Origin of the sequence: Virgibacillus sp. NKC19-3 (assembly GCF_019837165.1) — a bacterium.
Classification (GTDB): domain Bacteria; phylum Bacillota; class Bacilli; order Bacillales; family Amphibacillaceae; genus Virgibacillus_L; species Virgibacillus_L saliphilus.
Window position 1 is genome coordinate 478,700 of record NZ_JAGYHC010000001.1, and the last position, 22,961, is coordinate 501,660.

A 22,961-nucleotide genomic window follows, 5' to 3' on the forward strand; every position below is an offset into this window, starting at 1 on the left:
CTCTTCTTCAGTTAGTAGCTTTAATCAATCAACATTAACGATTACGAAGGGAGAAGAGAATTATGAACAAGCGACAAATACAGTTAACGCTATGTCTGATAAAAAAAGATGATTGGATTACAGGGGAGCAGTTAGCTTCGTATCTAGGCGTTAGTTCGCGTACTATTCGCAATGATATTCAATTTCTAAAGTCAACGGGTCTAATAATAAAATCCTCTAAACAGGATGGATACCGATTGGAAAATGTCGAAGATGGTATCCGACTATTGGAGCAGAATAATGAATTTCCCGAAAGTGCACACGAACGTATGATGGTTGTGCTAAAAACTTTACTTAAATCCTCAGAGCCAAAAAATATATACGATTTAGCTGATGACTTATTTGTTAGCGAATCTACGATAGAAAAGGATTTGTACCATCTGAAAGCAGTTATTTCCAACACTGAAGATAAGGTACAGTTAAAAAGGACAGCCAACACGTTTGTCATTGAAGGAAGTACCCGAGCAAAAAGAACCTTGTGGTCGAAATTGTTATTACATGAAGTAAAAGAAAGTGCTTTTGATATTAATGTATTTGAAAATCAATTTGATGACATTAATCTTAAAAAAATTAAGGAAGTTCTGGAAGATGCGCTACGAAAATATGAGCTGCATTTTACGGATTTGTCTATCCTAAGTATGGTTATTCATATAGCAATTGTGATTGACACTATACAACGTAATGAGGAAACTATTTCCTCTACAGAAATTGACTTTATCAGCTCTAAAGAAGAGTTGTCTGCCGCTCATGGTATTTGTGATAAGCTTGAAAATATGTATCATGTTACAATTCCTCCACCGGAACGAGATTATTTAGCTATTTTACTTGGTGGGAAAAAAAGCTCTTCTTATAAAGGAGATAGAAAGGCAACAGTTACGAATGGCTTTTTTTCAAAATTAGTAAATGATTTGCTTATGTCCATTGATGACACTTTCTTGGTTGACCTAAGCAACGATGAGGAGCTATTCACTGGGCTAGTCATGCATTTCAAATCACTTTACAATCGAAACAGACGCAGTGTTGAAATTCATAATCCCATTTTAACGGATACTAAAAAAAGATTTCCATTTATATACGATATGGGCATATTTATGGGAATGCAATATGAAAAAGAAACAGGGCAAAAGTTAAATGAAGATGAAATCGGTTTATTGACATTGCATCTTTGCATAGCTTTTGAGCGTATTGCAAAGCAAGAACAAGCAAAGAAACGTATTGCGATTCTTTGTCCGACAGGTTTCACTACCAGCCGTTTGTTGAAGGTGAAATTGGAAAACGTGTATGGTGAACAAATTGATGAGTTAGAATTGTTTTCGATATCGGATCGAAATTCCATTACGAAATTTAATCCGGATTTAATTCTTACAACCTCAAAGGTATCTGAAGATTTCCCTTTTGATACAATAGAGGTTTCACCGTTCTTGTCTGAACAGGATGAGAAAAAATTAAACGCGTATTTTCAATCCATAGATCAAGTATGGGGGAGCGAGGATATTAATTCCTATTTTTATAGATCCTTGTTTTTTAAGGATTTAAACTTTCAAACGCCGAATGAGGTCATTGCTTTCCTTTCGAGTAAATTGGAAGATCAAGCAATAGTGCCTCCAGGATACAATGACCTAATTTTGTCCCGGGAGGCCATATCTTCAACTGCTTTTGGAAATTTGATTGCCTTACCACATCCAATTGAAAAGGTAGCTAAAAAAACGGTAATATCCGTTGGTATATTAAATAAGCCAATCCAGTGGGGGATAAAAAAGTACAACTTGTTTTGCTGTTTGCTCTTGCAAATGACAAAAGGGAGTTAATGGATGGGTTGTTTCAGAAAATAATAGCGTTGTTGGATGATAAAGAAAAGGTAAAAGAGATAACACAAATTAATAGTTATGAATCGTTTATTCAATTAATCAGCTAATATAAAGCTATGCGTGATGGTGGAACCCTCGCGCATAGCTTTTTTATATGAACATCACACTTTTCCTAATGCAAGCGGAAAATACGTATTTTAGTTTTGATGACTACTGAATTATGATGAATGTGTAGAGAACAGATAGAGAGGTGTCAATGGAATGAGTTCAAACGAGGGGACTGAAGCTGTTTCGTTTGGTTTGATTTTTCACAGTGGTAATGCTCGTAGCTATGGCATGGAGGCTATTACTAATGCGAAGAATGGGGATATGGACAAGGCGAAACAAAGTATTGAAATGGGTAAACAAGAATTACTTAATGCCCAAAAAGTGCACGCCAATATGATCCAAAAGGAGGCTGATGGAGATGCTACAGAACTATCACTGTTACTGATGCACAGTGAAGACCATTTTATGATGGGACAGCTAACACTAGATATGGCAAGTGAATTAGTAGATGTTTATCAAAAATTGGAAGGGGAGGTAAAAGATAAATGATAAATGAGAACTTTCTTTGGGGCACGGCAACAGCATCCTATCAATGTGAGGGAGGATGGAATGAAGGTGGAAGAGTTCCCTCATTATGGGACGTTTATTTACATGAAAATAACTTGGAAAATGGTGATGATGCCTCTGATCATTATCATAAGTACAAAGAGGATATTCGGTTGATGAAAGAAGGTGGGCATAAAGCCTATCGTTTTTCCATCGCTTGGCCAAGAATTATAAAAAATAAGGAAGGCGAGGTTAATCCAGAGGGTATACAATTTTATCACAATGTGATTGATGAATGTCTAAAAAACGGTATCGAACCATTTGTGACTCTTTTTCATTGGGATCTCCCCCAATATTTAGAGGATAGAGGTGGATGGATAGAGCGCGACATTTGTTCTGCTTTCGTAGAATATGCGCGTGTTTGCTTTGAAGCGTACAAGGATAAAGTTACATTTTGGTCAACATTCAATGAACCTCGCTATTATGTTTTTAGTGGTTACAAAATAGGAAATTACCCTCCAGGTTTAGATGATACACAAAAAACAATTCAAGGTTCTTTCTATATGATGCTTGCAAATGCATTAACTGTAAAATTATTTAGAGAGATGAAGGTGCCCGGTCAAATTGGAATTGTCCACAGCTATGCGCCGGTTTCTGGCGTCGACAACAGCTTGGAAACAAAAATCGCCATGCGAAAGGCCGATAACTTCTTTAATAATTGGATCCTGGACACGGCAATAAAAGGTGAAATACCAATCGATATGCTATCCATTCTTAACGAAAAATATGATTTGAGCTTTATGAAAGAAGAAGATTTTGAAGAAATTAAGCAGAACACTGTAGACTTCGTTGGTTTGAACTATTATGCACGTGCTCTTATAAAACCATACACCAGTGGCGAAACCATTTTACGTATCAATAACAAAGGAAAAGAAGCAAAAGGCACGAGTAAGGTAGTCGTAAAAGATTGGTTTGAGCAAGTGTTTGATAACCCGGATTCTACTTACACCGAATGGGATACGGAGATCTATCCGCAAGGTCTATATCAGGGCATTATGCAAGCGTATCGAAAATACGGGATACCAATCTATATCACGGAAAATGGCATTGCTTTCTATGAAGATGTCCCGAATGAGGAATCCGTTGACGATCAGGGAAGAATCCATTTCCTAAATGAGCATATCGATGCAATCCTGCGAGCAGCTGAGGATGGGGCAGATGTGCGAGGATACTTTGTATGGTCGACCATGGATATCTACTCTTGGAAAAACGGACATGAAAAACGCTATGGACTAATTGGAGTAGACTTTGATAACAACTTTGAAAGAAAACCGAAATCGTCGTATTACTGGTATAAAAGAGTCTGTGAATCAAACGGTGCTACGATAGAGAGGAGTAAAAGGTGATGTTGAATATCCTAATTGTATGTAATGCCGGAATGTCGTCGGGAATATTAGCACGAAAAATGCAAGATTCGTCAAACGGAAAGGCAACGGTAAAGGCAGTCGGAGTTAGTGAGTACCAAGAACATTTAGAAAATGTTGATATGATACTAGTAGGGCCGCAAATTCGCTTCCAATTAAAAGACATACAAGAAAATGCTGGAGTTCCAGCTACAACTATTGATATGCCAAAATATGGAATAATGGATGCCGAGGGGATATTAAAAGATGCTTTACAATTTCATGAGGGAGACGAATAGATATGGGCATCTTTGATTCGTTTAGTTCACTTATGGAAGATAAAATTATGCCAGTTGCAAATAAAGTAGGACAGCAGCGACATCTTGCATCAATTCGCGATGCTTTTATCAGCCTGTTGCCGATCATGTTAGTAGGGGGAATTGCAGCAATTATCAATTCTCCCCTCACTACAGATGAAACAACTAATCAACTTTTGCTTGCATGGGAAAGCTTTGCGGATAATAATGGAGCCATTCTTAATTGGATATTTGATTTCACATTAGGTGCACTTTCCTTATATGTGTGTATTGGGATCACTCATTTTTTGAGTCGTTTTTATAAGATCAATTCATTTATCCCGATTTTATTTTCAGTAATGGGCTTTTTCTTACTTGTTACCCAACCAGTGAGTGGAGAAGGCGCAGTGCTAGACTATAGCTTTATTGATGGTACAGGATTACTTCCGACAATCATAATTGCCATTGGGACGACAGAGTTATACAGAATTATGAAGCAGAGGAATTTTGGGAAGATCAGCATGCCATCTAATGTCCCGGCTAGCTTAAGTGATGTCTTTGCATCACTCATTCCTGGAATGATTATTGTAGCGGTTTTTGTTGCTGTTCATTCCGCTTTTGACGCTTTCGATCACACTCTTGCAACTGCTATATTTGATTTGTTATCACCAACATTAAATGCTGCGGATAGTCTGGGTTTTGTTGTGACCATCACCTTTGTAACACACTTATTTTGGTTTTTTGGAATTCATGATGCTACACTTGCAGGCGTCATGGGGCCAATTCGTGACGGCAATTTATCCATTAACGCTTCTGCCCAGATCGCCGGAGAACAATTGCCTCATATTTTCACAACATCATTTTGGACATATTTCACCGTTATCGGTGGTTCGGGTTCCGTCATTGGCTTAGCTATTTTGCTAGTGTTCATGACTAAGTCAAAACAGCTAAAGACTGTTGGGAAGGTCGGAATAGTGCCAGCGCTTTTCGGTATTTCGGAACCGTTAATTTTCGGTGTTCCATTGATGTTAAATCCGATATTCTTGCTTCCTTTCTTACTGACATCGACAATGAATGCGATTATTAGTTATATTCTTATGGCGAGTGGGGTGATCGGGAGCACCTTTGCCAATCTATCGTGGCAAATGCCACCATTTATAGGAGCGTTTTTTTCAACACTGGATTGGAAAGCGCCAATTCTTGTTATTCTTTTAATTATATTAAACGCATTGATGTACTATCCCTTTGTTAAAATTTACGATCGACAGCTTAGCGAAAGAGAAAATAAAGACACGGAAAAGTCAAAGGAAGAGGGGGAGTCTGAGGGTTCTTGAGGCTTAAACCTATGTTTGCTTCATAATAAACTGAAGGAAGCAGATGTATGGATCAATGTGTATTTGAGGTAATGAAATGAAGAAAGTATTAGAGGATGTTCAATAAGGACGTACGCCCTTTACTAGGTGGGCCATCCATTCCCAGCGTAAAAGTCGATATGTCTTTTGCCGGACATGTTGAACATCCTTCCTTCAACGAGCAAATTCTTAGCAATGTTTATTTAGCCGGCAACATCCTCTTCCACTTGTATCATGATTCTGATGACATAATTTGCCCCCGTATTGAAGTTTGGCCCACCCATCAGATATAGATATTCTTCAAAGCTGTCACCGCAAATGCGGTATCCTTCCTTATCCAAATAATCTTTTATTTTGTCATATGTTTGATACGTTTCCATGTAACTACCTTGATGATAACCGATGACATATTTCCCGGCTTTTTTCGTAAATGTTTTTGTTAAATTAAGCTGATTCTTATGCAAATAGAAATGCGAATAATTCAAGTAATCGCCTTCCTCGATTTGCCTTTGTCCAATCAAAGCTCCCCAATTGTCGATATTGATTTCACCTTGTTTTATATATTCCATAAACGATATTATCATGCTCGCGATATCTCTATAGGAGGAGTTTAAAATGTTCTCACTTAAACCAAGATATGCGGTTTCCATGTCCTCGATGGTAAATTGATCAAGATCCAACTGGAGCCCTTGTTTGATTTGTTTCACCTGATTTTGAACGAATTGTTGTATGCGATTCATTTTCTGGATTTTTATTTCCACCAGTTTTTCTTGTTCTGTTAATAAATCCATGGTTTTCTTCGCATTATTGGACTGTAAAAAGCTTTTAATTTCTCCTAAAGATAGACCGATTTCTTTTAGCATGGCAATCACGGTAAAAGCCTCTGTTTGTTGGATGGAATAATAGCGATATCCTTTTTCGTCTTTCCATTCAGGTTCTAACAATCCAATCTCGTCATAGTGGAAAAGTGTTTGCTTTTTCACGCCACATAAGTCTGCAAATTCGCCTGTTGTCATCAGTTTAGTTGCAGAGTCCATTTTTTTCACCTCTTTTTCTTGAGTATACGGTAACCATATACTTTATATTATACTATAGAAAATGAAAGGTAAGCGCAAGAGGTGATATCGTTATGTTAAATTACTTGTTATTAGCAGTCACTGCATGGTTTATGGGATTCTTTCCAATGTTTGAAATCTATATTGCGATTCCCGTTTCAATGGCAATGGGATTGGATACCATATCTTCCATTGTCTGGGCAGGATTGGGGAATTTTTTACCGGTTCCTCTGATTGCCTTTTTTTATCGGCTTCTTGCAAAATCGGAACGGATAAAGAACTGGCTAGAAAAATTAACTAACAGCAAATATAAAAATCGTATTGAAAAACAAGGGCCGTTGGTGGTTCTATTGCTTACGCCTATTATTGGCTCTTGGGCGGTTGCGGTCATTGCCAATGGTATCGGGATGAATAAGACGAAACTATTCATATCTGCAGGCGGAAGTATTTTACTGTATGGAATTATACTTGCGGTTTTAACGCATTTGGGTATTGATGTTGTAAGTTGAATATGTTCTTGCGCCCGTATTTTCAAATTAATATTCATTCATGTAGAATAGTTTTCAAGAAACGGTGTCCATCGATTTGCAAGTCTTCAATGTGATCATATGTGATGAATTTATTTATCGTGGGAGGTGAACGGTCATGGCCCAAAGAATAGAGAATGCAGTTTGATAGAGCTTCAAGTATATTCGGGTTATGTTCGTCAAAATAATTGAAGGGGATAGCAAAGGGTGACTTCGATGAAATTTAGAACATGCCAGGCATTTGATGTAGATCCATTACAAGAGATTAGTAAAGTAACCTATAAGCAAGCTTTTAATGAAATGTTTGGTGAATCCAATGTTCATGAATATGTAAATACCACATACAGCAAAGATAATTTGATAAGAGAATTAGACCAGTCTAACTATCATTTTCTTTTCATTCAAAATAATAATGAAGTTATGGGATACGGAATGTATACGATCCAACCCAGCTTTTTGAAAATGGAGCGAGTGTATATTTTAGACCAGTATAAAGGTTTGGGCGCTGGTTCAGCATTTATGCAGTATGTTGAGAACGTTGCTAAAGAAATGAAAAAAGATTTTTTGTGTTTAGAAGTCTTATCTGATAATCAAAAAGCGATACGTATGTATGAGAAAAAAGGGTTTCGTTCATCTTCGGAGCAAATTATCATGATTGGGCAAAAAGAGTGTTCGTTATTATTGATGGAAAAAAGACTAAATGCTGATTAAACGTCAGATTTATTATAATTTCACCTCATCCAACTGGACATTATTTTCAGTTGGATTTATTCTAGTCTAAAAACCCCTCGGCTATGCCCGAGTTCCGGAAAACTTCTAGCGAGGGGGAAGAAACTTATTTTGCAGTAAGATAAAGTTGGTTTCCCGGCCATTAGAAGGGATTGGTAACATGAAATTATTTATCGTGGAAGATGATACGATCATTGCTCAAAAAATAAAGCAGCATATGAAAAAGTGGGGCTATGAAGGAGCTATTGTCCAGGATTTTCAGAACGTTCTTTCCGAGGCCATTGCCTTTGATCCGCAATTAATACTGATGGATATATCGCTGCCATTTTTCAATGGCTATTATTGGTGCGGGGAAATACGAAAAGTCTCTAAAACACCGATTATTTTCATTTCCTCTGCTACTGATAATATGAATATTGTCCGTGCTATTGAAATGGGCGCTGATGATTATATAACCAAACCTTTTGATTTTGAAGTGTTAGTGGCAAAAATTCATGCCATTCTTCGCAGGACGTATGATTTTAACGCTGCCAGCAATGTCATCGAGCATCGAGGCTTAATTTTCAATATTAATAATTTCACGATTTCATTCAAAGACCAAACAGAGGAATTGACCAAGAATGAGGCGAAAATTTTTCAAACATTAATGGAAAACAAAGGAAAAATTATAAAACGGGATAAATTAATGATGACATTGTGGGAATCGGATAGTTTTGTTGACGATAGTGCGCTATATACCAATATCAATCGTTTGCGGAAAAAGCTGGATCACATGGGATTGGAGCATTTTATTACGACCAAAAAAGGTGAAGGATATATGATTGAGGGATCCATATGAACATCTTTTTCTCGTATTTGCATGATTATAAAATACCTGCTGGATTGTGGATGTTGTTTGGCTTGATTCATATCTTTCTCGGGTTTTTGTATCAATTGCCTGTAGAGCGTTCATTGCTTTGGTTGGCACTATGCAGCTTTATTGGAATGATTGCTGTGAGTTTCCATTTTTATAACTATTACACGAAACATAAAGCACTTAGGCTTTTGCAGGAACAAGCCCCGGTGGAAATAGCGCACTTACCTGTACCTAGCGATATGGTGGAGGCAGATTACCAGGAGATCCTGCAGCAGTTGAATGCAGCTTTTTCGCAGCTGGAAAGTACAAAAAAACAAAATGAACAAGCCATATTGGATTATTTTACCATGTGGATGCATCAAATCAAGATACCGATTTCTGCTTTGCATTTCATTCTGCAAGAGGGAGACCGGGAAACGTCAGAGGAAAGTGAGCAATTATTTCGGATTGAGCAATATGTAGAATTGATATTGCAATACGTGCGATTAGGCAGCACGTCGACGGATTACCATTTTCAAGAGGTGGATTTGGATGCCGTGATTCGCGATGTTATTAAAAAACATGCGCCCTTTTTTATACGAAAAGGCCTGCCTGTTCATTATGAGGAAGTGGATGATCACATCGTTACGGATGCGAAATGGCTGAGTTTTGTATTGGAGCAAATCTTATCCAATGCGTTGAAATACACCAACGAAGGGTCCATTTCCATTTATGTGAACGAAAAATCCGTTGTGATTGAGGATACAGGTATCGGTATTCGTGCTGAAGATATACCCCGTGTCGGTGAGAAGAATTTCACCGGATTTACAGGCCGCCAGCACAAGAGTGCTACTGGTCTTGGGCTTCATCTTTCCAAGCAAATACTGGCAAAATTAGGTCACCGGATGGACATTGAGTCTGAACCTGGAAAAGGGACAAAGGTTTCGATTGTATTAAATCAGCAAGAAATAACAGCAGAATAGCGAATATAACGAAATTGTTAGAGATCAAAGAGAAATGCCAGATCGAACTATAGAGCGGCATTTCTCTTTTTTGCTATCGTATATGTATCAACCGAAACGTTGGTAAAAGAAAGGAGTAAAGGATTTATGATGCCACTTTTACAAGTTCAACATCTCATGAAAGTCTATACAACCAGATTTGGAGGAAATCAAGTCGAAGCACTAGCGGATATCTCTTTCAGTGTGGACGGAGGAGATTATCTAGCGATTATGGGAGAATCGGGTTCCGGTAAAACCACGTTACTTAATATTCTCGCTGCACTGGATAAACCAACACGCGGAAATATATTATTGAATCAAAAAAATATTGTTCAAATACCGGAAAAAGAAATTTCTGCATTCCGGCGCAATAACCTGGGATTTGTATTTCAGGATTTTAACCTATTGGATACCTTTTCCATTAAAGATAATATAGTTGTTCCCTTAGTTTTATCCGGGAAGAAACCGAAAGAGATGGAACAAAAACTCAAGCCGATAGCGGAGAAACTTGGTATCACGTCTATCTTGACTCAATTTCCCTATGAAGTATCGGGCGGTCAAAAGCAACGAGCAGCGGTAGCCAGGGCACTCATTGCGGATCCGGAATTGGTACTTGCTGATGAGCCGACTGGGGCACTGGATTCCAAATCAACCGAGGATCTGCTGCATCACTTTGATCAGATTAACGCGGAAGGCCAAACCATTCTGATGGTGACGCATAGTATCAAAGCTGCCAGTCATGCTGAGCGAGTATTGTTTATTAAAGATGGAAATGTATTTCATGAGCTGCATAAGGGAGAAAATTCTAATGAAGAGATGTTTCAAAGGATATCTCATACACTTGCTATATTAGCGTCAGGAGAGGATGAACATGCGTAATGGCTTCTACCTCAAAATGGCGGCGGACAGCATTCGGAAAAACTTGAAAATGTATTTCCCATTTGTCATTTCCTGTATTAGTACGATTATGATGACGTATATCATTCAAGCCTTATCCACCAACCCGGGTCTTTCGGAAATTCCGGGTGGCGAAAATTTAAAATCTATTCTTTCTATGGGATATTTTGTATTGATCATCTTCTCTACTATTTTTCTATTTTATATGAACAGTTTTTTAATGAAAAATCGAAAAAGAGAATTTGGTGTATATAACATTCTGGGTATGGATAAAAAGCATATCACGAAAATGCTTGCTTACGAATCGCTTTATATTGGTACGTTCAGTATGATTGTAGGATTAGTTGCAGGCACCATTCTCAATAAAGTATGTGTGTTATTGATCCGCCAAATGATGGGCGCCAATGTAACGCTGGGTTTTGAGTTTTCGTTTGAAGCAGTCATATGGACACTGAGTTTCTTTATCATCATTTTTCTATTGATTTTACTCGGAAACATCTACCAAATTCGTATAGCAAACCCGATCAATCTTTTAAAAAGCGGAAATGTCGGGGAAAAAGAGCCAAAAACAAAGGTTTTCCTTTCGATACTCGGCGTTCTATTAACCGGATGGGGATATTACATTGTGTTAACCTTACAATCTCCCATTCTAGGCATGCCGTATGTCTTGCTTGCAGCAGTAGTGATTATTGCAGGTACGTACCTTTTATTTACAACCGGAAGTATTGCCGTGCTTAAAGTTCTAAAAAGCAATAAAAACTATTACTATCAGACCAACCATTTTATCCCTGTCTCTGGTTTGCTTTATCGGATGAAAAAGAATGCGGTAGGCCTTGGGAATATTACTGTTTTATCTGTTGGGGTTGTTTTGTTACTTTCAATTGCTGCTTCTTTATATATTATATCCGGGAATGATGGTGATTCTCAATACGCAGGGAACGTGATTTCAGAGGTACGTTTACCCGGGGATGCAGATAGCGTCGAAGAGGAAGTAAAAGCAAACCTGAACGCGCTTATTGATCAAACAGCTTCGGATACAAACCATGCCGTTACTGATTCATCCTCTCACTCCTATCTTACGTTTCAGACGATTGCGGCAGGCGATGGTTTTGAAGTTACCAAAGATGCTTATTCCATGCTGGGAAATCAACGTCGGGTTAGTTTACATTTGACCGATCAGGACAATTACAATCAGTTAACTGGAGACAACATATCGCTTGGTGACAATGAAGTATATGTACATGGAACAAATGACGCGTATACAGAGGATACCCTTTCGCTGATGGATTACCGTTTCTCCGCCAATGAAATGGAAGGTATGGAAGAATTCGCTATGGGCAGTGAAACGACAAATTTAATGGGGGATACCTATTATATTATCGTTGAAGATATAGATACCCTTCGACAGATAGAACAGCAGCAAAAAGAGATATTGGAGGAATATGCTGCAGGTACAAACGTGTCGACGCAAATTAGCTTGGAACAGGGGATAAATGAACAGCAAGAAATAGCCTTTGGGAACCAGCTGCGATCAAACATGGAAAATGCAGGCATGGACATTGTTGTCGTCGATACCCGAACAGAAGCAGCAAGTGACTTGCAAGCCCTCAGGAGCGGTGTGTTGTTCATTGTCTTGAATTTAGCTATCCTGTTGTTGTTAATGACTGTGCTGATTATTTACTATAAACAGACTTCCGAGGCGTATGATGATCAAGAACGTTTTTCCATCTTGCAAAAAATTGGTCTGAATCAATCGGAAATTAAGCAAGCAATTAAATCTCAGATTTTAACTGTGTTTTTCTTGCCTGTGATCATGACAGGAATCCATATTTTAGCACTTTACCTGCTCATGCGGAAATTGATGATTCTGGTAATGATTAATCAGGTGAATTTATTCCCGATTGGCTTACTTCTCGCTTTTCTGGTCTTCCTGCTTGCTTATGTGATTGTTTATCGCATAACGGCACGCGTGTATTACAAGATTGTTCAATAAATTATTGAAAGAGGTTATTGCATATGCATTTAGGAATGGTTGAGCTACTCCTTATTTTTGTTGGCGGTGTCTTGATTTTAGGCATTCAGTTTTATTTATCAATGAGAAAGAATCGATTCATGGGCCTGCTGTTTCCATTAGCATCGTTGGGATACTTCGTATATATGTTTTTACAATCAGATTTTGTTTCTGACATGTCATTAAGCATGAAAGCTTATATGTTCATTGCTCAAAATATCCCAACGAAGTCAAGTCCATATTTATGTGTAAATTCAATATTCCTTTATGATGGTTTTTAACCAGATTATATATTTGAATTTTATTTGTTTGGAAAGGGTACCCTTTCCAAACAAATAAAATTGTTGCGCTCGTTTTCCGGATGGGGCCCCTATTTATAAAGCGCCTTCTTCTTTTGCCCGGATTCATCAGAGTCCATCAAAATGGAACCAATTAGTCTAACCGCAGATTGGTTATTGGGAAAAATACGGATGACTCGTTCTCTTCTGCGGATTTCTCCATTTAAGCGCTCTAGAGAGTTTGTGGACCGTATAAATTTTTGGCGTATTGGAGGCTCGACTAAGTACTGAATTGTATCTTCAAAGCCTTCCTCCAGGGTTTTAATAGCCTTTTCTATTTTCGGGTTGTCCTCATACTTTTCTATGAACTCATTCTTGTGCTTACGTGCTTCTTCCTGACTGGTGGCATCATAAATTCGTTTGAAATCATTTTTCACTTCCTGCATACCCTTTTTAGGTAATTTATCGATCACATTTCGTTTAAAATGAACCGTACAACGTTGCCAAGATGTGCCGACAAAGACCCTTTGAATAGCCTTTCTTAGACCTTCATGAGCATCTGAAATAACCATTTTTGGAGCTTTCAAACCACGTTTCGTTAACAAGGTAAGAAAGTCTTTCCAAGCTTCATAGTTTTCTTCATGATCCACGGTAAAGCCAAGCACATGCCTTTTCGCGTCTTCCCCTATGCCTGTTGCGATATAAACAGCTTTGGAGACGATTCTATTATGTTCTCTAACTTTGATATACATAGCGTCTACAAAAACATATGGGTAATATATCTCGCTTAGGGAGCGATTACTCCATTCTTCAACGACTGGATCTAGCTTTTCCGTTAATGAGGAGACGAAAGATTTTGAAACCTTTTCTCCACATAATTGTTCGACCACGTTTGTAACTTTCCTTGTAGATACACCATTCACAACCATTTCAACCAAAGCCAATAAAAAGCTTTGGTCGCTACGTTCGTATTTTTCAAAGGCTGTTGTATGAAACTCTCCACTCCGCGTGCGTGGAACTTGTAAGGGAACCTTGCCTATACTCATAAGCAACTCTCTTTCGTAATATCCATTTCTGTAGTCCCGACGCCCTGCAGAACGTTCATAAGATGGAACGTTTAAGTAGTCTGTCTGTTCTTGTTTCATATACTCATGGAGTACCAAAACCATCGTTGATTTCAGAATATCATCCAGATTAGATTCTAATAACTTTTCTTTTAATTCATTGAAATTTACGGTAAAATTAATTTGAGTCATTATTAATTCCTCCTTCGATTGTTTTTGTGGTTAAAAACATTGTATCAAAGGAATTAATATGGCTCACTTTTTATTTACTGAGCTTTACCAATTTACACAATTATAAGGGCTTAATCGATTGGGGCCCATCTATTTGATGTGCCGACGGACACGAAGACTCACTTCTCTTATGAGTGACTATTCTGGACTTGGAAGTGCTGCTTTCGGTCACTCATCGCCCTTATGAGTGACCGTCCTGGCTTCAAAGTGCTTCTTTCGGTCGCTCATCGCCCTTATGAGTGACCGTCCTGGCTTTAAAGTGCTTCTTTTGATCACTCATCGCTCTTATGAGTGACCGTCCTGGCTTCAAGGTGCTGCTTTCGGTCATTCATCGCCCTTATGAGTGACGGTTCTGGCTTCAAAGTGCTTCTTTTGGTCACTCATCGCTCTTATGAGTGACGGTTCTGGCTTCAAGGTGTTTCTTTCGGTCGCTCATCGCCTTTATGAGTGACCGTCCTGGTATGTGCTAGTAAATGCGGTAGAACTTAATCCGACCGGCATTACAAGGAGCAGCCCTATTTACATCACAGCTTACTCTGTTGTATACTATTGTTTAGATTAGTTTTCAACGCTATTTAAATAAATAAGGGGTGCATTTTGTGAGTAATGTAGTAGGTTCTAAATAGGATAAATGAATGCGAAATAAATAGGTTAACAAGTAGGGCGATGAGACCCTTATTTTGTTATGTATTTATTTCTCCCTATGAAGATACCTGCTGAACATATAAGCACCTACCCATAATAGGGTCTGTCATGACAGCTATTTGCTGTTCTGACAGATGCCTGATTATGGTCAAAAAGCTGCGGTATCCCTGCAGCTTTTTTAATGAATAAAAAGATAAGCGTTGAAATCTAATGGGCAGGTTCTTCATTCACATACTTCGAAGACGAATATCGTAAAGGAGAACAAAAAATGAATGAGCTAACCTTTGATAAATTACAGTATAACGAATTAAAACAAATCATCAGATCTTATTGTATCAGTGGGCTGGGAAAGCAGTTAATGGATAAATTACAACCCAGTTCTCATATCAATATTGTTAAAAATCGATTGAATGAAACAACAGAGGCGGTGGCCGTACTGAATACAAATAGCCGTGTACCGTTCCTAGGGGTTTCAAACATTGAACATATCATGCAAAATCTAGAAAAAGGAATGACTTTACAGCCTAATGATTTGATAAATGTATCGGACTTTCTTCGGGGATGTCGGAAAATCAAGAAGTATATGTTTGATAAAGCATTTATAGCACCTGTTTTAGCTTCCTACGCCAATTCGATGACAGTCTTTCACCATATCGAAGAGGAGATCGCCTTTTCGATAAAAGGGAATCGAGTTGATGCAGCAGCCAGTAAAGAATTAAGGCGTATTCGGAATAACATGCAAAACGTTGAGTCAAAGATGGAAGAGCGTCTACACCGATTCATCAATAGCAGTGCAAATAAAAAATATATTCAAGAAGCCTTTATCAGCAAGAAAGATGGGCGTTACACGATTCCCATAAAATCTTCCTATAAACACCATGTGGAAGGAATCGTTGTTGATACTTCATCCAAGGGATCGACTGTTTTTATTGAACCAGCAGCAGTCAGTAAATTAAATAATGAGCTAGCTGCATTAAAAGCAGAGGAACAGATGGAAGAATATCAGATTTTAGCTACCTTATCCGGAATGATTTTAGAAAATATTCGTGACTTGAACGTGAATATGGAATTGATTGGTCAATATGATATGGTGTTTGCTAAAGCAAAATTTAGTAAACAGACGGATGGCGTAGAGCCGAAATTAAATGATTATGGATTTATGAAGCTGGTTGATGGTAAGCATCCGCTGTTATCAGGTGAAACAGTACCTTTGAATTTTGAGATAGGAGAAGATTTCAGGAGCTTGATTATCACTGGACCAAATGCTGGAGGGAAAACAGTTGTGTTAAAAACAATTGGACTCCTAACTTTAGCGGTGATGTCCGGATTTCATATAACAGCCGATAAAGAAACAGAAATCAGCGTATTTCAACATATTTTTGTGGATATTGGTGATGATCAAAGTATCGAAAATGCGCTAAGCACGTTTTCGTCGCATATGCAAAATATTGCAGGTATTATGCAGCAGGCGAGCAATCATGCGTTGGTGCTCTTGGATGAGATTGGAAGTGGAACAGAACCCAATGAGGGGGCGGCTCTTGCTATTTCTATTTTAGAAGAATTTTATCATATGGGCTGTATTACCGTAGCTACAACTCATTACGGGGAGATCAAACGTTTTTCTGAAATGCATCCAGATTTTATGAATGCTGCGATGCAATTTAATAATGAAACGCTGGAGCCGCTGTATCAATTGATTTTAGGAGAATCAGGAGAAAGTAATGCACTTTGGATTTCCAGGAAAATGAAGATGAGAGAACAGGTTCTTCAAAAAGCAAAGCATTATATGAATAACCAAACATATGATTTAACGCGGATTGATAAAAATAAAATACGCAAGCCTCAGGTTGTTAAACCAAAATCAGAAGTATTCACTGAGTATGGAAAGGGAGACCGTGTAAAGCTATTAGAACATGATGATTTTGGGATCATCTATAAAGGGCCGGATTCCTATCGTAATGTCGTTGTTTTTTATCAAAATGAACTGATTACGGTGAATGTAAAGCGCGTTTCCCTGGAGATAAAGGCAAAGGATTTATACCCGGCAGGTTACGATCTGGATACGTTATTTGAGGATTATCATTCTCGGAAAATGCAGCATGACCTGGAGCGGGGTTCTAAACAAGCGCTGCGGAAAATAGAGAAAGAAATTAAAAAGAATAAAAAATAAGTTATGTAATCGTTGCTGGTTTTGATTAAAGAAAAGGTTAGTCATATCCTTATTCAGGGAGATGACTAACCTTTTTAGTTTTCACATGGCGGTTTTTTGCACTCTCCAGTGAATGCGACACGCAAATTTTTCTTTCCACCTTTATTCGAAAACGGTTTACCTGTCAATAAGGTTGCCTTTTGTTGTTTGGAAAGAACAAAGGTATACTGTACTATTCCCGTTATACCTCTATTTATGCCATTATAGTTAATTTTGTGTGGTATTTCTGTTGCTTATATAGAGAAGGGTTATTACATAAAATATCCCGACAGTTAGGTTTTCTACGCTAACTGTCGGGGAGGTACTATGTTATAATCTAGCCCATCGACCAGCTATAATTTGATTTTCCTCTATAATCTACGTAACGATAAGCTTCCGTTACGCCTTCACCGTTTTCAAAAGCCATTCACCTTGTTTCAATTGGTCGGTCCCATCATTCGCACGTACATCCTGATAATCGGAGCTATTTGTTACGATGACAGGGGTAACTGTTGGATACCCGGCCTGTTTAATCTTTTCGATATCACATGCAATAAGCAGGTCTCCTTGTTTGATTTCTTGTCCCTGTTCAACTTGTGCTTCGAAATATTTTCCTTCCAGATTTACAGTATCTAAACCAACATGAATTAATAACTCCAGCCCTTCTTCTGAACGTAGACCAATCGCATGCTTTGTTTCAAATAGTGAAACAACCGATCCATCAAAAGGAGCAATAACCTTTCCATTCGCTGGTTCAATTGCTACTCCTTGTCCTAAGAGGCCTTCTGCAAAGGTTGGATCGCTTACCTCTTGAAGTGGGATCATTTTTCCCTCTACCGGACTTTTCACTATTGTCTCGTTGACAGTAGATTGCTGTTCATCCTTATCGGAAGGCACCACGTCTGGTTCCGTTTTTTGCTTTTTCTTTTCTATATCTTTAAAACCTAGTACAAAGGTGAGTATCATTGTAACTGCTATGGTGATTACCAATCCGATAATGAGATAGATAAATCTTGGACCACTAAAGACAGGCAGACTGGTTAACCCTGGTAACACGAACGCAGATGCAGTTACGCCGAATCCCGTTATAAATGCTCCCCCAATTCCAGAACCAATTAATGCTGCAATAAATGGTTTTTTCAACCGTAAGTTCACACCATACATAGCCGGTTCCGTAATTCCAAGGAAGGCGGAAATAGTAGAAGATGCAGCTATTGTTTTCAAATCTCTATTTTGCGTCTTTATAAATACGGCAAGAGCTGCTGCAGCTTGTCCCATATTCGCCATAAGAAATACGGGAACCAAATAATCAAATCCAAGAACTGTAACATTTTGTATAGCGATGGGCATTAATCCATAATGCATACCGACAATAACTAATAGCGGGCGTGTAGCTCCAAGCAGTCCTCCTGCAAGAACGCCAACATGTTCAAAGAGCCACGTAATTCCATCCGCCAATCCTACACCAAGATATGACCCCAACGGGCCAATTGCTACCAGTTGGAAAGGAATCATAATGAGTAAAACAATAGTAGGTGTAAAAATAATTCGAACTGCACTTGGCATGATTGCATCTACCCATCTATTTACGTAACTTAATAGCCATACGGCAATAATGATGGGAATAACGGTGGAGCTATAATCGATAAACGGTACGGGCAACCCAAATAACGATAGCCCTTCTGCTCCACCCTCCGCAATAGCTTGTGCTCCTTCAATCAATGTTGGATACATGAACCCACCGGCGAGTGCCAGGGCAATAAATTCGTTCGTTTTGAATTTCTTTGCAGCTGATACAGCAAGAAAGAAAGGCAAAAAGTAGAATACGGCGTCTGCCACAATATTTAAAACAGATACAATATCACTATCTTCAGGAGCCCATTCCAATGTAGTCACTAAGCCCAAGATTCCCTTTACTAATCCGGCACCAGCAATCGCTGGAATAATTGGTGTAAAAATGGAGGCGATCATTTCAAAGAAACGTCCGATAATATTTCCCGCTTTTTCTTCTTCTTGTGCAGCGTTGTCACTTTCCTCGCTACTAAAATTTCCTTGTTTCTCTATTTCCTTGTACACCTTTCCAACTTCATTACCGATCACTACTTGGAATTGTCCACTTTGAATTTGAACTTGTATGACGCCATCAAGTGATTCAATCGTTTCTTTTTCTGCTAAATCATTATTTTTTAAATTGAAACGTAATCTTGTGTAGCAATGGGTAACACTTCCCACGTTTTCTTTGCCCCCAACGAGGGAAAGAATGTCCTTAGCTAACTGTTTTTGATTCATACAAAACGCTCCTTTGGTCGTTGAAACGAGAAATAACTAACATGGATTCGTAGCATGATATGTTTTTAAACAACTATGCATATCACGTGTTTATAAATCTTCTCCATTAGAAGCAATAAGTTTTTGATACCAATGAAAGCTTTCTTTTTTTATTCTACGCATGTCTTTCAGGTCGAAATCCTCTCGATTCACGTAAACAAATCCGTAACGCTTTTCCATACCATTTCGACCACTGACAATGTCTATAAATGACCATGCGCAATAACCTAATACGGTTACACCATCATTGATTGCCGCCTTTACTTGTTTCATATGTTCCTTTAAATAAGAAATTCGATAATCGTCTTGGATGATGTCCTCTTCTTCCAATTTATCGTAAGCGCCAATGCCGTTTTCCGTAATGAAGATAGGTAGATTATAGCGATCATGAAGCTCGTTTAATGTTAATCGCAGTCCAACAGGATCAATTTCCCATCCCCAGTCTGTAGCGGCAAGATTCTCATTTTTAACGACTTCAAATACACCAGCTTCCGCTTCAGGAAGAAGTGCTTTCTTTTGGTAACCAATTGGAAATTCCTCCGTAGCGGGGAAAGCACGTACTGCCTCAGAAAAGTAGTAATTTACTCCCAGCATGGTAGGCGGATATTGTTTCATTAACGCTAAATCTCCATCTTCTATTGTTGGGGTGAAATTCCGATCCTCTAGATAACGTTGGAAGCGGGGGCTATATTCCCCATAACAGTGTAAATCCATTAAATAATTATTTTTAATGAGCATAGCATCTTTACTTGCAAGAATATCGTCCGGATGAGAGCTTGCCGGATGAATGATGGAATAGGAAATCGCAGGGCCAATCTTTCCTTCCATGCCTAAATCATGGAATGTTTTAATCGCAAGTGCGGTTGCGACACACATATGGTGATTAGCTTGATAGCCGAGTCTTAGCTGTTCATAATGATTATCTCCCGTTAATCCCAAGCGTGATGGAATTCGTACGACATGATCTTGTTCATTAATCGTCAACCAGTATTTGACGCGGTCTCCATACGTTTTAAATAAGAATTCTGCATAAGCCCGGTAATCCTCGATACTTTTCCTTGATACCCATCCCCCATATTGCTCGACGAGACTTTGTGGGTAATCAAAGTGATATATGGTTACTAATGGTTCAATATTATGTTTTATCAATTCATCAATTAATCGATTGTAAAATGCTACTCCCTTTTCATTAACCTCGCCATTCCCATTTGGGAAAATGCGTGTCCATGCAATGGAGAAACGGTAGACCTTCAAACCCAATTCTGCCATGAGTGCAACGTCCTCTTCTACACGATGATAATGATCGGAGGCGATGGAGAAGTCTGTAATAGTAGGATTTTTTTTAATCATATCGATGACAGAAAGTCCCTTTCCATCTTCTTTCGCTGCTCCCTCAACCTGGAAGGACGCAGTACCCGCTCCCCATAGGAAATTTGGATCAAATGACGTATAGGATTTATATTCCATTATAAAGTTCCTCCCAATTATGAATAAGTATTGCGATGAAGAAGCGTTAAGGAAATAAATAGTCCATTACAACTTGCTATTTTTAACATGCCCTATTGCATCAATAACATCGATTATCTATCCGCTTCCAAAGCATGAAAGGATATATTATTAGCTTAACGCTTGCTTTTCATTCAGTTTATAAGTCTAAGATACTAGGGAGGGCATAAAAAAACCATTTAGTTTTTTTAACTAGTGAGCGAGAAAAAAACTAAATGGCTTCTATGGATCAAAATATTTTTTTGAAATCAGGGTAGTTTTTGGCTTTTCCTAAAAGGCTACGTTGAGCTGGATCCATTAAAAATCGAATACAGTGGTAATAGGAACGAGCAAAAGCATCATCATTTTTATAGAAGAGCGAGATAATGATCATATGGATCGATTTATTTCGATACGTCATACGCTTTGGCAATTTACCAATAATGATTTTTGACTTCCCTGGATGATTCATCATAAAAGAAACATGCGCTATTTTCGTATCATTCGGTATAAAATGATTATCCATCACATCGTCATCCAATGCTTCTTGAGAACCAACCTGTTCGAGAAGATAACGGACGCAATCATCGAGTTCTATCAACTTTTCAGGAATCTGAATGAAGTGATCTTGGCCAATCGCGATGTTTTCCATCTCTCTTAATTTCCTTCGTTTAGCCTGTGTTAAGTAATCATGTAGAAGTGATTGTAAGAAATCTTGCTCTGCCTTGCCAAACAAAGACTGAATGAAAATAACATCTTGGTTATGGTTTATATTAATTTGTTCTGTCGTTAAAACTACATCAATAGCTTTTAAAAATAATGCATTATTTTCTTCAAATACGTATCTCGGGATCGTGTTTACGATTTGTACAGATGTCCCCATCAAGCGGTCGATCTCAGATACAATCCATTTTACGAGTGCAGTGTGTTCATCTGAAATTAATAATAATTGTAAAGCTGGCTCTTCTGTTTCCACAAAATCGCCTAGAAAGAGTGTAATATAAGCAAGTTCTGCGTCCGAATAAGAGATTCCCATATTCCTTAAATAAGGTTGGCAAAAGGCGACAATACTAGATGTCATTGGAAACATTCGATTAATTTGGCGTTTATAAAAGTTCGTATAATCATGTCCATTCTTCATCCGTTGGTTTAATTGATTTATATAAAACGTAAAATCGGTCTCAAAATTTGGATACTTCATTAAATCAATCTGGAAAAAATCCTTTATAACATATGTGAATAACGATACAATTTGCCGATCTACTAAATTCCATTCTTCATTTGTATAGGGGGATAGGTGGTTTTGCTCCATGATGAATTGTTGAATATAGATCATATCAGCTTTCGTAAAAGCTATATCGACTTCTGCTTTTAACCGCTTCTCTAATTCTTTCATGATTGGTAATAGTGATTCACCTGGTCGGTGGCGTGTTATACCATATCCTAACTGATTTCGAACCGCAGTAATAAACAAGGTGGCGCTTACTAATCCAAACGCTTTCCCGGAAATGATAAATTGATGTTTCACCATAATTTCCTTTAAAATGTTATTCATGTTGGAATAGGTTTCGGATATGCCGAAGTGTTCTTCAGGAAATAAATAGCGTAACGTCATTTCTACATTTAACCCTTGGACAATCATCTTAGCTAAGAAGTAACGAAAGTCCTCTTCACTTCCTTCAAATTTCAAGCCTTTTGTACTAGAAACGATAAAACGGATACCAGCTATTCTGCTAATAATCTTTTTAATTTCTGTGATATCTAAATTAATCGTTGATTTGGAAACATAAAGTTTTTCAGCAAGTTCCTCCATACTCACATAATCCGATTCAAAGGAAAGCAAGCCCATAATCATATAAATCCGATCCCAAATAACATGATTTTCATTATTATTTTTATCCACAAATATTGGGTTTACGAATAGCTTTTTTATCGTTTCCTTTTTTTCCTCTTTTATAGAACATTGTCCTTTTTTGGATATTTGTACTTGAGCATTCCTTTTAGAAAGGATACTATTTATATTTTCTAACTCTGCTCGAACGGTACGAATAGAAACTTGCATCATATCAGCAAGTAAGTCAAGTTTAATCGGCATGTTGGTATAAAGAATATACGATAAGATAATTTTTTGACGTTTACTGAACATCTTTGAACACTACTTTCTCCACTTTTTAAAATCATACAAAAACGTTATT

17 protein-coding genes and 1 pseudogene are annotated in these 22,961 nt (G+C 38.0%); 13 read left to right on the top strand and 5 right to left on the bottom strand.

Annotation, left to right across the window (positions count from 1 at the left end; all coding sequences use genetic code 11):
* Window positions 1-62: 62 nt before the first annotated feature.
* From KFZ56_RS02495 to KFZ56_RS02520, 5 genes and pseudogenes are all read left to right on the top strand, one after another.
* Window positions 63-1,954 (top strand): annotated as a pseudogene (locus tag KFZ56_RS02495) (BglG family transcription antiterminator).
* 154 nt (window positions 1,955-2,108) lie between these two features.
* Window positions 2,109-2,444, top strand: a complete 336-nt coding sequence (locus tag KFZ56_RS02505) for a PTS sugar transporter subunit IIA (RefSeq protein ID WP_222640030.1) — start codon at window positions 2,109-2,111, stop codon at window positions 2,442-2,444.
* Window positions 2,444-3,847: a glycoside hydrolase family 1 protein gene (locus KFZ56_RS02510; protein ID WP_222643871.1), complete on the top strand. Its 1,404-nt coding sequence runs from the start codon at window positions 2,444-2,446 to the stop codon at window positions 3,845-3,847. The genes KFZ56_RS02505 and KFZ56_RS02510 overlap by 1 nt, the downstream gene beginning before the upstream one ends.
* Window positions 3,847-4,143: a PTS sugar transporter subunit IIB gene (locus KFZ56_RS02515; RefSeq protein ID WP_222640032.1), complete on the top strand. Its 297-nt coding sequence runs from the start codon at window positions 3,847-3,849 to the stop codon at window positions 4,141-4,143. The genes KFZ56_RS02510 and KFZ56_RS02515 overlap by 1 nt, the downstream gene beginning before the upstream one ends.
* 2 nt (window positions 4,144-4,145) lie before the next feature.
* Window positions 4,146-5,474 (top strand): PTS sugar transporter subunit IIC, encoded by a 1,329-nt coding sequence (locus tag KFZ56_RS02520; protein WP_222640033.1) that lies wholly within the window; start codon window positions 4,146-4,148, stop codon window positions 5,472-5,474.
* A gap of 221 nt (window positions 5,475-5,695) precedes the next feature.
* On the opposite strand, the gene KFZ56_RS02525 is transcribed toward KFZ56_RS02520, so the two are convergent.
* Window positions 5,696-6,529 (bottom strand): MerR family transcriptional regulator, encoded by an 834-nt coding sequence (locus KFZ56_RS02525; RefSeq protein WP_222640034.1) that lies wholly within the window; start codon window positions 6,527-6,529, stop codon window positions 5,696-5,698.
* 92 nt (window positions 6,530-6,621) lie between these two features.
* Here KFZ56_RS02525 and KFZ56_RS02530 point away from each other — a divergent pair, with 92 nt between their 5' ends.
* From KFZ56_RS02530 to KFZ56_RS02560, 7 genes are all read left to right on the top strand, one after another.
* Window positions 6,622-7,056: a small multi-drug export protein gene (locus KFZ56_RS02530; protein WP_222640035.1), complete on the top strand. Its 435-nt coding sequence runs from the start codon at window positions 6,622-6,624 to the stop codon at window positions 7,054-7,056.
* 234 nt (window positions 7,057-7,290) lie between these two features.
* Window positions 7,291-7,785 (top strand): GNAT family N-acetyltransferase, encoded by a 495-nt coding sequence (locus tag KFZ56_RS02535; protein ID WP_222640036.1) that lies wholly within the window; start codon window positions 7,291-7,293, stop codon window positions 7,783-7,785.
* Window positions 7,786-7,963: 178 nt separating this feature from the next.
* Window positions 7,964-8,641, top strand: coding sequence for a response regulator transcription factor (locus tag KFZ56_RS02540; protein ID WP_222640037.1), 678 nt, complete (start codon window positions 7,964-7,966; stop codon window positions 8,639-8,641).
* Complete coding sequence (locus KFZ56_RS02545) at window positions 8,638-9,621, top strand: sensor histidine kinase (RefSeq protein ID WP_222640038.1); 984 nt, start codon at window positions 8,638-8,640, stop codon at window positions 9,619-9,621. Before KFZ56_RS02540 ends, KFZ56_RS02545 begins: the two co-directional genes overlap by 4 nt.
* Before the next feature lie 129 nt (window positions 9,622-9,750).
* Window positions 9,751-10,518: an ABC transporter ATP-binding protein gene (locus KFZ56_RS02550; protein ID WP_222643872.1), complete on the top strand. Its 768-nt coding sequence runs from the start codon at window positions 9,751-9,753 to the stop codon at window positions 10,516-10,518.
* Window positions 10,511-12,529 (top strand): FtsX-like permease family protein, encoded by a 2,019-nt coding sequence (locus KFZ56_RS02555; protein ID WP_222640039.1) that lies wholly within the window; start codon window positions 10,511-10,513, stop codon window positions 12,527-12,529. Before KFZ56_RS02550 ends, KFZ56_RS02555 begins: the two co-directional genes overlap by 8 nt.
* Window positions 12,530-12,552: 23 nt before the next feature.
* On the top strand, window positions 12,553-12,828 hold the full coding sequence (locus tag KFZ56_RS02560; RefSeq protein WP_222640041.1) for a hypothetical protein: 276 nt from the start codon (window positions 12,553-12,555) through the stop codon (window positions 12,826-12,828).
* An 89-nt stretch (window positions 12,829-12,917) separates the two neighbouring features.
* On the opposite strand, the gene KFZ56_RS02565 is transcribed toward KFZ56_RS02560, so the two are convergent.
* Window positions 12,918-14,081: an IS256 family transposase gene (locus KFZ56_RS02565; protein ID WP_222640042.1), complete on the bottom strand. Its 1,164-nt coding sequence runs from the start codon at window positions 14,079-14,081 to the stop codon at window positions 12,918-12,920.
* A gap of 952 nt (window positions 14,082-15,033) precedes the next feature.
* On the opposite strand from KFZ56_RS02565, the gene KFZ56_RS02570 reads away from it, so the two are divergent.
* Window positions 15,034-16,935 (top strand): endonuclease MutS2, encoded by a 1,902-nt coding sequence (locus KFZ56_RS02570; RefSeq protein ID WP_222640043.1) that lies wholly within the window; start codon window positions 15,034-15,036, stop codon window positions 16,933-16,935.
* A 417-nt stretch (window positions 16,936-17,352) separates the two neighbouring features.
* Here KFZ56_RS02570 and KFZ56_RS02575 read toward each other — a convergent pair whose 3' ends face one another.
* The 3 genes from KFZ56_RS02575 to KFZ56_RS02585 all read right to left on the bottom strand — a co-directional run bounded on the left by KFZ56_RS02575 (window position 17,353) and on the right by KFZ56_RS02585 (window position 22,912).
* Window positions 17,353-19,242, bottom strand: coding sequence for a beta-glucoside-specific PTS transporter subunit IIABC (locus KFZ56_RS02575; RefSeq protein ID WP_222640045.1), 1,890 nt, complete (start codon window positions 19,240-19,242; stop codon window positions 17,353-17,355).
* A gap of 90 nt (window positions 19,243-19,332) precedes the next feature.
* A complete protein-coding gene (locus KFZ56_RS02580) occupies window positions 19,333-20,748 on the bottom strand; it encodes a glycoside hydrolase family 1 protein (protein ID WP_222640046.1) in 1,416 nt (471 codons plus the stop codon).
* Window positions 20,749-21,016: 268 nt separating this feature from the next.
* Window positions 21,017-22,912 carry a BglG family transcription antiterminator gene (locus KFZ56_RS02585; RefSeq protein ID WP_222640048.1) on the bottom strand — a complete coding sequence of 632 codons (1,896 nt, stop codon included), beginning with the start codon at window positions 22,910-22,912 and terminating at the stop codon, window positions 21,017-21,019.
* Between the last annotated feature and the right edge of the window lie 49 nt (window positions 22,913-22,961).

Bases quoted from the DNA above. Each gene is read 5' to 3' on its own strand.
- KFZ56_RS02505 (WP_222640030.1), top strand. From the start codon at position 2,109: ATGAGTTCAAACGAGGGGACTGAAGCTGTTTCGTTTGGTTTGATTTTT.
- KFZ56_RS02515 (WP_222640032.1), top strand. From the start codon at position 3,847: ATGTTGAATATCCTAATTGTATGTAATGCCGGAATGTCGTCGGGAATA.
- KFZ56_RS02520 (WP_222640033.1), top strand. From the start codon at position 4,146: ATGGGCATCTTTGATTCGTTTAGTTCACTTATGGAAGATAAAATTATG.
- KFZ56_RS02525 (WP_222640034.1), bottom strand. From the start codon at position 6,529: ATGGACTCTGCAACTAAACTGATGACAACAGGCGAATTTGCAGACTTA.
- KFZ56_RS02530 (WP_222640035.1), top strand. From the start codon at position 6,622: ATGTTAAATTACTTGTTATTAGCAGTCACTGCATGGTTTATGGGATTC.
- KFZ56_RS02535 (WP_222640036.1), top strand. From the start codon at position 7,291: ATGAAATTTAGAACATGCCAGGCATTTGATGTAGATCCATTACAAGAG.
- KFZ56_RS02540 (WP_222640037.1), top strand. From the start codon at position 7,964: ATGAAATTATTTATCGTGGAAGATGATACGATCATTGCTCAAAAAATA.
- KFZ56_RS02545 (WP_222640038.1), top strand. From the start codon at position 8,638: ATGAACATCTTTTTCTCGTATTTGCATGATTATAAAATACCTGCTGGA.
- KFZ56_RS02550 (WP_222643872.1), top strand. From the start codon at position 9,751: ATGCCACTTTTACAAGTTCAACATCTCATGAAAGTCTATACAACCAGA.
- KFZ56_RS02555 (WP_222640039.1), top strand. From the start codon at position 10,511: ATGCGTAATGGCTTCTACCTCAAAATGGCGGCGGACAGCATTCGGAAA.
- KFZ56_RS02560 (WP_222640041.1), top strand. From the start codon at position 12,553: ATGCATTTAGGAATGGTTGAGCTACTCCTTATTTTTGTTGGCGGTGTC.
- KFZ56_RS02565 (WP_222640042.1), bottom strand. From the start codon at position 14,081: ATGACTCAAATTAATTTTACCGTAAATTTCAATGAATTAAAAGAAAAG.
- KFZ56_RS02570 (WP_222640043.1), top strand. From the start codon at position 15,034: ATGAATGAGCTAACCTTTGATAAATTACAGTATAACGAATTAAAACAA.
- KFZ56_RS02575 (WP_222640045.1), bottom strand. From the start codon at position 19,242: ATGAATCAAAAACAGTTAGCTAAGGACATTCTTTCCCTCGTTGGGGGC.
- KFZ56_RS02580 (WP_222640046.1), bottom strand. From the start codon at position 20,748: ATGGAATATAAATCCTATACGTCATTTGATCCAAATTTCCTATGGGGA.
- KFZ56_RS02585 (WP_222640048.1), bottom strand. From the start codon at position 22,912: ATGTTCAGTAAACGTCAAAAAATTATCTTATCGTATATTCTTTATACC.